The organism is Flavobacterium sp. (genome assembly GCF_044338735.1).
Classification (GTDB): domain Bacteria; phylum Bacteroidota; class Bacteroidia; order Flavobacteriales; family Flavobacteriaceae; genus Flavobacterium.
Map to the genome: position 1 here is coordinate 1 of NZ_JBIIWV010000079.1, position 9781 is coordinate 9781.

Below are 9781 nucleotides of genomic sequence, written 5' to 3' on the forward strand. Positions count from 1 at the left end.
TAAATTATTAATCTAAACACCAACATGTTATGCCAAGTGGTAAAAAAAGGAAAAGACATAAGGTAGCAACTCACAAACGTAAAAAAAGAGCGAGAGCAAACCGTCATAAAAAGAAAAAGTAGTATTGAACTACTTTTTCTTTTTTAAAAAAAGTTCATTGAAATTAGTCAACTCAACATTGGCTATCGGGAAAAATCCTGTAAAATTATTATTTAATCCATCTGTGAAAATGTTAGATGATGGATGTTAGATGATGGATGAATTAAAAACACCAAACATCAAAACACCCAAAATCCAGCACAAACAGATAAAAATGTACAGCATGAACAAAGAATTAATTATTCGATCGGGTTCAGACGCCGTAGATTTTGCCTTATTAAAAGATGGAAAACTAATTGAATTACATAAAGAAGAAGAAAAACAAAGCAATTTTGCAGTTGGAGATATTTTTATCGCCAAAATTCGCAAACCGGTTGCTGGCTTAAATGCTGCATTTGTTAACTTAGGTTATGAAAAAGATGCTTTTTTGCATTATCATGATTTAGGTCCAAACCTTCCCTCTTTAATAAAATTCATCAAACTTGTAAGCGCAGGTAAATTAAAAGATTATTCACTCAAAAATTTTTCTTTTGAAGCTGAAATCAACAAAGACGGATCTATTATGGATATTTTAAGTCCGAATCAGTCGATTTTAGTTCAAGTGGTTAAAGAACCTATTTCAACTAAAGGTCCCAGAATTAGTTCTGAGATTTCACTAGCTGGAAGATATGTCGTTTTAGTGCCGTTTTCAAATCGTGTTTCTGTTTCTCAAAAAATAGAATCAAAAGAAGAAAAAGATCGACTAAAAAGACTGGTTTTATCCATTAAACCAAAAGGATTCGGTGTTATTGTGAGAACAGTAGCCGAAGGCAAAAAAGTAGCCGAACTTGATAAAGATCTACAAACCCTTTTAGAAAGATGGATGTCGATGAGTCGTCGTTTACAGACAGCCAATCATCCATCAAAAGTATTAGGTGAATTAAACAAAGCTTCTTCTATATTAAGAGATGTATTTAACGATACTTTTTCTTGTATTCATGTAGATGACGAAGATTTGTATTTAGAAACGAAGGACTATTTGCAAGAAATAGCTCCGGATAAAGTGTCTATCGTAAAACACTATCAGTCAAAAGATCTGCCTCTATTTGAGAAATATCATATTGAACGACAAATAAAAACGTCTTTTGGAAAAACAGTCTCCATGAGCAAAGGTGCTTATTTAATTATTGAACACACTGAAGCCTTACACGTCATTGACGTAAACAGCGGAAACCGTTCAAACAAAGCAACTAGCCAAGAAGGTACTGCACTTGAAGTTAACATGATTGCAGCAGCAGAAATTGCTCGCCAATTGAGACTTAGAGACATGGGCGGAATAATTGTGGTGGATTTCATTGATATGCAAAATCCAGATAACCGCAGAGAACTTTATGATTTCTTAAGAGAAGAAATGAGTGACGATAAGGCCAAGCATAAAATCTTGCCTCCTAGCAAATTTGGATTAATTCAAATAACTAGACAAAGAGTTAGACCAGAAGTAAATATTAAAACAAGAGAAGAAGACCCAAACAATGAACATGGGGAAATCGAAGCTCCTATTTTAATTATTGATAAAATATCGGCTGACCTTGAACGCATTATTAAAGACCATAAAAAAATTGTACTAAACATACATCCATTTGTGGCAGCATACCTTACTAAAGGTTTTCCATCCTTACGTTCAAAATGGTTTTTTGAACATAAGAAATGGGTGAAAATTATACCTCGTGACGCTTACACGTATCTAGAATATCACTTCCTTGATAAAGAAGGAACTGAAATTATAGTAAAATAAACCGGGATGTATCCTGTAAAAAAAAACCGCTACTCGAAAGATTAGCGGTTTTTTTATACCTGAAGTCCACTGGACTTCCTCCTCTTAATATCAAATCTCGTGACGCTTACACGTATCTAGAATATCACTTCCTTGATAAAGAAGGAACTGAAATTATAGTAAAATAAACCGGGATGTATCCTGTAAAAAAAAACCGCTACTCGAAAGATTAGCGGTTTTTTTGTGTTTTAAAATTAGAATATTATTCCAACTCATATTCCAATCGCACTGTAATTCGTGCCGTTTTATTTTTACTATAAGTGTCATTGTTTCCGCCGTAGCTGTCTTCTTCAGTAGAGCCTTGACCGGTAATTTGAAACACACCCATACTTGCCGATTTTAATTTTCCTAAATCACCTTCTGCTGTTTTTACTATTTTTTGTGCGCGTTCACTAGCATCTTTTGAAGCATTTTGAATTAAACTATGTTTTAAACTTGGTAAATCAGAATAGGTGTATTGAATAGAATTAGAAGATAATTCAATTCCCGAATTAATTAATTCAGATGTTTTACTAGACACTTCTTCAATTCGTTTCATTAATTCCAGGTTCTTTTTAGCCGAAAAAGAAATGGTCTGTGTGGCTTCATAACCATCAAAAACTTGTTCGTATTTCGTTTGATAAGCGCCATCCGAACTTTCTGTTCTTATTTCTCTAAAACGCTTATTAAATTGAACGGCTCCAAAGGTAAACTCTTCTCTCTTGAACCCTTTGCTCAAAAAGAAATTCGATACGATTTTTTGATCAGAAATCATTTTGTTATACGCTTCTTTAATGTCAATACTTTTTGTTGTAAAACTTCCCGACCATAAAATTTCGTCAGAAACAAAATCTTTTGTTCCTAAACCGATGACCGAAATAGTGTCTAAATTTTCATTACGATTTTTAAATGCAGTTCCTAAGGCCACTGCCGAAATAATTACTGAAACCCCAATAACTAAGGTTGATTTTAATTTGTTTTCCATAAATAAGGGAATTAGTTTGTTTTAAAAAAATATAGTATCAAAAGGTATACCAAGTTTTTAAAAAAAAAATTATCGTTTATTTTTAAAAAAAGCCTTCATTAAATCGCCACATTCTTTTTCTAAAACTCCTGAAACGACTTGTGTTTTAGGATGTAATTGTGTTCCCATTTTTTGATAACCCCTATTTTCATCGGAAGCCCCAAAAACGATTTTGGAAATTTGAGACCAATACAAAGCTCCAGCACACATTTGGCAGGGTTCTAAAGTAACATATAAAGTACACTCTTTTAAATATTTTCCACCTATGAAGTTGGCAGCGCTGGTTATGGCTTGCATTTCGGCGTGAGCGGTAACATCGTGAAGTAATTCGGTTAAATTATGGGTGCGAGCAATTACTTTATTATCAATTACAATAACAGCACCTACAGGAATTTCACCCTTTACAAAAGCAATTTCAGCTTCTTGCAAGGCTTTCTTCATAAAAAATTCGTCAGTAAAAATATCGTTCATAATACAAAAATACGATAACCAATTCTTACTTTTGTACAGATATGAAAAATTTGCTTTCAAAAATTTATGACCCTACCGATTTAAGGAAACTTCCTGAAAATCAACTACCTCTATTAGCTAAAGAATTGAGAGACTTTATTATTGATATGGTTTCCAAGAAAGAAGGGCATTTAGGAGCGAGTTTGGGCGTTGTAGAATTAACCATTGCGTTGCATTATGTTTTCAATACTCCCGAAGATTTATTAGTTTGGGATGTGGGCCATCAAGCATACGGACATAAAATTTTAACCGAAAGACGTGCAGTTTTTCATACCAACAGAACATTAAACGGAATTTCGGGTTTTCCAAAGCGAAGCGAAAGTGTTTATGATACTTTTGGCGTGGGACATTCTTCAACTTCGATTTCGGCGGCTTTAGGAATGGCATTAGCCTCTCAATTAAAAGGTGAAGTGGACAAACAACATATTGCGGTTATTGGTGATGCTTCCATTGCAAGCGGAATGGCTTTTGAAGGTTTAAATCATGCCGGAGTTACCGATGCTAATTTATTGGTAATTTTAAATGATAACGCCATTGGAATTGACCCAAGTATTGGTGCGTTAAAGAACTATTTAACCGCGGTAAAAGAAGGTAAAAACCCGAAACAAAACAACATCATAAAATCCTTGAATTTTGATTATTCGGGTCCGATTGACGGGCATGATTTACCCAAATTGATTTCGGAATTAGAGCGATTAAAATTGGTAAAAGGATCGAAATTTTTACATGTAATCACCACCAAAGGGAAAGGATTACAATTGGCCGAAGAAGATCAAGTAAAATATCATGCACCGGGAAAATTTGATGCCGAAACAGGGGAAATTCATCTAAAAGACGAATCAGATTTACCACCAAAATATCAAGATGTATTTGGACATACGTTAGTGGAACTAGCCAAACAAAATGAAAAAATAATTGGAATAACTCCGGCTATGCCAACAGGAAGTTCGATGAAATACATGATGGAAGCTTTTCCTAATCGTGCTTTTGATGTTGGAATTGCCGAGCAACACGCTGTTACATTAGCTGCAGGAATGGCGACACAAGGTATGGTTGTTTTTTGCAATATTTACTCTACTTTTTTACAACGCGCTTATGACCAAGTAATTCATGATGTAGCGTTGCAAAATTTACCCGTTATATTCTGTTTAGACCGAGCTGGTTTAGTGGGTGAAGATGGTTCAACGCATCATGGCGTTTTTGATATTGCTTATTTAAATTGTATTCCAAATTTGATTATTGCAGCTCCGAAAGATGAAATAGAATTACGCAATATTATGTTTACCGCTTCTGAAGGACTTAATCAGCCCATTGCAATCCGATATCCAAGAGGTAGAGGTGAAATCGTAAATTGGCAACAACCATTTGAAAAAATCGAAATTGGAATCGCAAAAAAACTTAGAAAAGGAACAAAAATTGCTGTTTTATCAACAGGAACTATTGGTAATAATGTAACCAAAGCATTAGCTTCAATTGAAAAAGAAGCGCTTTTTTCACATCATCATTTTCCTTTTATTAAGCCTTTAGACGAAGTCGCTATCAATGACATAATACAATCACATGAAATTCTCATAACTATTGAAGACGGTGTCATTAAAGGTGGATTTGGAGAACAAATAAATTCAATTATTGCTACAAAAAATTATACTATTTCAATATTAAATTTAGGTATTCCAGATACTTTTATTAAACATGGGACGGTTTTTGAGCAACAACATTTTTGTAAAATTGACGTTCATAGTTTAATTCATTTATTTAACACTTTTTCAGATGATTAAAAAGATTTGGAAACATTGATTTAGATTGGCAATTACAATTAGCAATGGTCGTGAATCAATATGTAAAAGCAAATATTGGTACTCATTTAATTTATGATGATGATATCAAATTCAAAGAAGAAATTGCCGGAACTCAGGTTATAAAAGGACCTAGAGTGCAATTAAAACAAATACTCGGAGTAGGAATTGAATATAATTTTTAATAAAAAAGCCGCTAATTATTTAGCGGCTTTTTTATTAAAACAATATGAATTATTGAAGAATTATTTTTTCTGAATAAGAAAGCTCCTCTCCTTTAACATTCAAGATATAAATCCCTTTTTGGAATCCTTGAAGATTGATGGAATTTACTTTCATATAATCTCCTGCATTTGAAAATACTTTTCTTCCATTAATATCATATACTTCAACCGTAATGTTTCCAGCATAATTATCAATAGCAATATTTACAATTCCATTTGAAGGGTTTGGATATACTTTTATTCCTTTATTTAAGACATTTTCGTTTGTTGATAATGGAGCAGCCGTAAATTGCCCTGAAAAAATACCTCTACCGTAAGTAGCAGCAAAAACTGTATTATCATTTCTTACATCTAAATCCACAACTTTAACATTACTCATTCCGTTATAGGACTGATTCCATGTAGGTGCTGTAGTATTGAAATTATTAGTATACCAAACTCCAAGTTCGGTTCCAACAATTACTTCATCAGCATTTAACGGATTTCTCAAGATACATTTTACTGGTAGGTCAGGTAAATTACCCTCTTTTGAAACCCATGTTGTACCGCCATTTGAAGAATACCAAATACTAACAACATTATAATTGTGCATAGTAACAAAAATTTCATTTTCAGTAGCCCCATATTCAACATCTGAAATACTCCCTACAAAACTAGGTCCAGTAATATCTGTCCAGGTTTGAGTAGTTAAGTTTGCAGTAGTAACTTTTAGTAATTTCCCTAATCGTGTACCAACTAACAAAGTTGTAGATGTTGTAGTGTATGGTGAAACAGCAAACGCAGTAGGTGAGGATGTTAATAATGTATTTGATAAAGAATTTCTTCCTACAGCTCCTGTTGAACCTGGTTTAAAATTAGAATATCTTCTAACCCTATAAGTGGTCCCATTTGAATAATCAGCATATACCATGTCTAAATTTGAATCCAATATCATCGGCGCAATAAAAGCTCCATTGTTTGAATTTGAATCTAGATCTAATGCTTTTACTGTAAATGGCGCAACCATTAACCTACAATTAATATTTTCATTATAAACATAATTAGAAATATAATATTTATCAGCACCTTGGTCAAACATAGTGTAAGCACCATCTCCACCTTGTGATTCATTACTGGAATTAATCCCTGATGATGCGTTTTCAAAATACTGAGTACCATTGTCTTGAGCACCTGCCGCAAAATAATCATTCCCTGTTAAACCACTTACTGGACTTGTTGGCGCAACACCAACACTGTAAAACTGAGTAACATTTAAACCATTATTTCTTGCCTCGGTTAAAGAGCCCGCATTATTTGAATAATAAACACCTCCGTCATTACCAAAAATCATTCTTGTTGAAGAACCGGGAGCAAAAGCCATTCCGTGTTGATCGGCATGAACTTCTTGAAAGCCAAAACCACCATACCAATGACTAAATTGACCCCATGAAGTTCCACCATCAGTTGATTTAAACAAATCTATACCACCGGTATACACTGTTTGATCGTTGTTAGGGTCTACCTCTAGCATTAAATCATAAAAAGCTTGACCTCTACAAAAATCATTTGGATCAATATTTGTATCTGCATCATCAGGTAGTGCTAAAGTTGTAGTTGAAGTAAACCCATTTGTAGTTTTATATAACCCAACTGCTGCCGCTGTTGAAAGTTCTGCTAAAACGTATACTTTGTTAGCGGTTGTACTTGAAACTGCAATTTGAGTTCTATCGCCATCTGGTACTGTATGGGCTAATGTAAAGTTTATTCCATCCGTTGAAGAGAAAATTTTTCCACCACCATCTCCATATACTACACTATTTGTTGTAGAAACCCATATTTTATTATCGGCAGCAATTGCAATATCATTTGGACAATGTCTATACCCGTTTGCTGTTAAAGGTAATACTACTTCTGTCCAATTAGATCCACCATTTACCGATTTAAATAATCCATAACCTGGTCCCCCTAAGTAAGTTGCAGCATTTGCAGCTCCATAAAAAGAATCCCCAGCGGCTACATAAATTTCAGGTACTCCACCATTATTTCGTACCTTAATATCATTAATATGCTGTTTACCTGGTACTAAATTACCTGTAAAAGCTCCTGGAACAACTGGATTTAAAGTTCCACTTAAACCTGCCGTTACTGCAGCTTCTAGGGTATTGCCATCTTGTTCAGAAATCATAATTGAAGGAATAGTTATAGTCGGATCGTCACCGCCTAATCCAGTTATAGGTCTATTATCATTCATCATTATTACACCTACAGCCCCTGCATCTTGAGCCGCTTTTACTTTAATCACAAAAGTACACAACCCTCTTCTGATTAAAGCAATTTTTCCACTCAATGCTGATGCATTGGTAATTGTTTCACAACCATCAGTTATTGGCGCAGTATCATCAATAACTAATACAATATTTGCAGTAATTGGAGTTGTAACAGGTGTTCCAAATGCAGTTGTAGGTATACAATCATAATTTCCTGCAACACCTGCCGGGCTGTTAATTGTTAAACTTGCAGCGGTTTGAAAAGTAGTAGCTCCTGTAATTCCCCCATAAATCTTGGTCCAAGTTGTCCCACCATTGGTAGATTTCCAAACACCATCGCCATTAACATCTCCTCCAACATAAGACTCACCTGTACCTGCATAAAAAACATTGCTATTAGTTGGATCCACTGTAATTACAGAAACTGCTAAATTTTCAGGAATATTGACTCTTGTCCATGTTGAAGCAGCGCTGGTAATATCGGTGTTTTTCCATAAACCACCACTCACTCCACCAGCAAAAACAGTTTTAAAAGTTGGATCATTTGGATCAAACATTACTGCTCTTACGCGACCTCCTACATTATTTGGCCCTCTTTCAACCCAATTATTATCTGTACCATCTCCTGGAGTTCTTCCAGAAGCTAGTGCTTGTTGTCTTTTAACAATTAATTCATTTCTAACGAGATCAAGATTTTCTGGATTAGGTCTTCCAGTTTCAGGATTCATAGATAATTCCCATTCTTGTTCGTAGAACTTATTTGGCGGAATACCCATTGCTTTTCGTTCCTTCTTATTTAAAGCCATTACCTTTTTAAAAGGTGAGTTGTTTAAAAAAGTTTCATGTTTTTTTCTGATTAAATCAATCTTAGAAAGCTCTTTATTATTAGCTACTACAATAGCACTAGTTTTTTTTGATTTTTCAGACAAAACAGATTTGCTTGAAGTTGTTGGCTTCGCATTATGATCGATTTGAATTGTTGATTTAACTTGGTTTACAACGGTTTTTTGATTGTCAGAAGCAGTACTTTTTTCAGACTGTTTATCAGTACAACTTATTCCAAGAAGTACCACTGAACTTAAGATTAATAGTATTTGTTTTTTCATGATTAATTTAGGGCTTTATGTATTTAATTCTCGCAAAATTAGCATTTTAATGCAATTTTCAAAATATTATTTTATAATTTAAGAACTTTAACTTTTGTTTGCTTGAATGGTTTTATATAATTCAACGGCTTTCCCGTCAGTTAATAGTGAAACGAAATGGCAAATATGCAACAATCTGTCATATAGATTTTCTTTTTGAAATTGAAATCGTTCGGGTAACAATTTCAACAATAATTCATCGTAATTTGAAGCCGTTCCATTTTCTTTTTTATTGGTTGCGGTACAAAAACAATCTAACAGCGTATTAATTACTTTATACCCCATTACCTCTTTATGAATAACTTCTTTGCTTTGATAGACATTTCTGACACTAATTTGAATAATATCATTCATTTGGGCTTTATACTGACTTTTATCCATCAATGAAAATGGAAATTCGCCCGCTAAAATAGCTTTTTCATTTTCCATAAAAACAGTAACTGCATCACTTATAAGACTTCCAATGGCTAAAGCTCTCAAGTAACTGATTCGATCTTCTTTTGTGGTTAATTCATTATATTTTTTAGTATCGATGCCGGTTTTAACCAATTTAATTAAGTATTCTAATGCATATTCTTCTGGAATTAATCCCAAATTAATACCGTCTTCAAAATCGATAATCGTATAGCAAATATCATCGGCAGCTTCTACTAAATAAGCCAATGGATGTCGTTCAAAACCAATATCTTTACCCGATTTATTTGTAATAAGCCCTAATTCTTGTGCAACGTCCTGAAAAAACTCCACATCAGACTGAAAAAAACCATATTTTTTATCACAAATTTTTGATGTCGGTTTTTTGGGTAAACTTTCTTTAGGGTATTTCATAAAAGCGCCTAAGGTAGCATAAGAAATACGTAAAGCGCCTTCAATTCCTTCACGCGTGGATGTCATAACTGAAAAACCATTTGCATTTCCTTCAAAATCAATTAAATCTTGCCATTG

Annotated in this window: 6 protein-coding genes and 1 pseudogene; 3 read left to right on the plus strand and 4 right to left on the minus strand. The window is 33.9% G+C overall.

The features are described from left to right. Nucleotides 1-322: 322 nt before the first annotated feature. Entirely contained in the window at nucleotides 323-1873 is a 1551-nt protein-coding gene (locus ACIQZC_RS06515) for an Rne/Rng family ribonuclease (RefSeq protein WP_396138430.1), read from the plus strand. 241 nt (nucleotides 1874-2114) lie between these two features. Here the strand turns inward: ACIQZC_RS06515 and ACIQZC_RS06520 are convergent, their stop codons facing one another. After that, complete coding sequence (locus ACIQZC_RS06520) at nucleotides 2115-2876, minus strand: SIMPL domain-containing protein (protein ID WP_396138431.1); 762 nt, start codon at nucleotides 2874-2876, stop codon at nucleotides 2115-2117. Between the two features lie 69 nt (nucleotides 2877-2945). Beyond that, nucleotides 2946-3386: a nucleoside deaminase gene (locus ACIQZC_RS06525; RefSeq protein WP_396138432.1), complete on the minus strand. Its 441-nt coding sequence runs from the start codon at nucleotides 3384-3386 to the stop codon at nucleotides 2946-2948. Nucleotides 3387-3427: 41 nt separating this feature from the next. Here ACIQZC_RS06525 and ACIQZC_RS06530 point away from each other — a divergent pair, with 41 nt between their 5' ends. Both ACIQZC_RS06530 and ACIQZC_RS06535 read left to right on the plus strand, forming a co-directional pair. Continuing rightward, a complete protein-coding gene (locus ACIQZC_RS06530) occupies nucleotides 3428-5203 on the plus strand; it encodes a 1-deoxy-D-xylulose-5-phosphate synthase (RefSeq protein ID WP_396138433.1) in 1776 nt (591 codons plus the stop codon). Then, a pseudogene (locus ACIQZC_RS06535) lies at nucleotides 5200-5406 on the plus strand (hypothetical protein); the annotation flags it as partial. The gene ACIQZC_RS06530 and the pseudogene ACIQZC_RS06535, both read left to right, overlap by 4 nt. 49 nt (nucleotides 5407-5455) lie before the next feature. Here the strand turns inward: ACIQZC_RS06535 and ACIQZC_RS06540 are convergent. Together ACIQZC_RS06540 and ACIQZC_RS06545 are read right to left on the minus strand one after the other, a co-directional pair. Further along, the gene (locus ACIQZC_RS06540; RefSeq protein ID WP_396138434.1) at nucleotides 5456-8797 is read right to left on the minus strand and encodes a PA domain-containing protein; all 3342 of its coding nucleotides are present in this window, start codon (nucleotides 8795-8797) and stop codon (nucleotides 5456-5458) included. 87 nt (nucleotides 8798-8884) lie between these two features. Next, nucleotides 8885-9781 (minus strand): dGTPase (locus ACIQZC_RS06545; protein ID WP_396138435.1); only part of this gene is annotated, 897 nt, incomplete at its 5' end.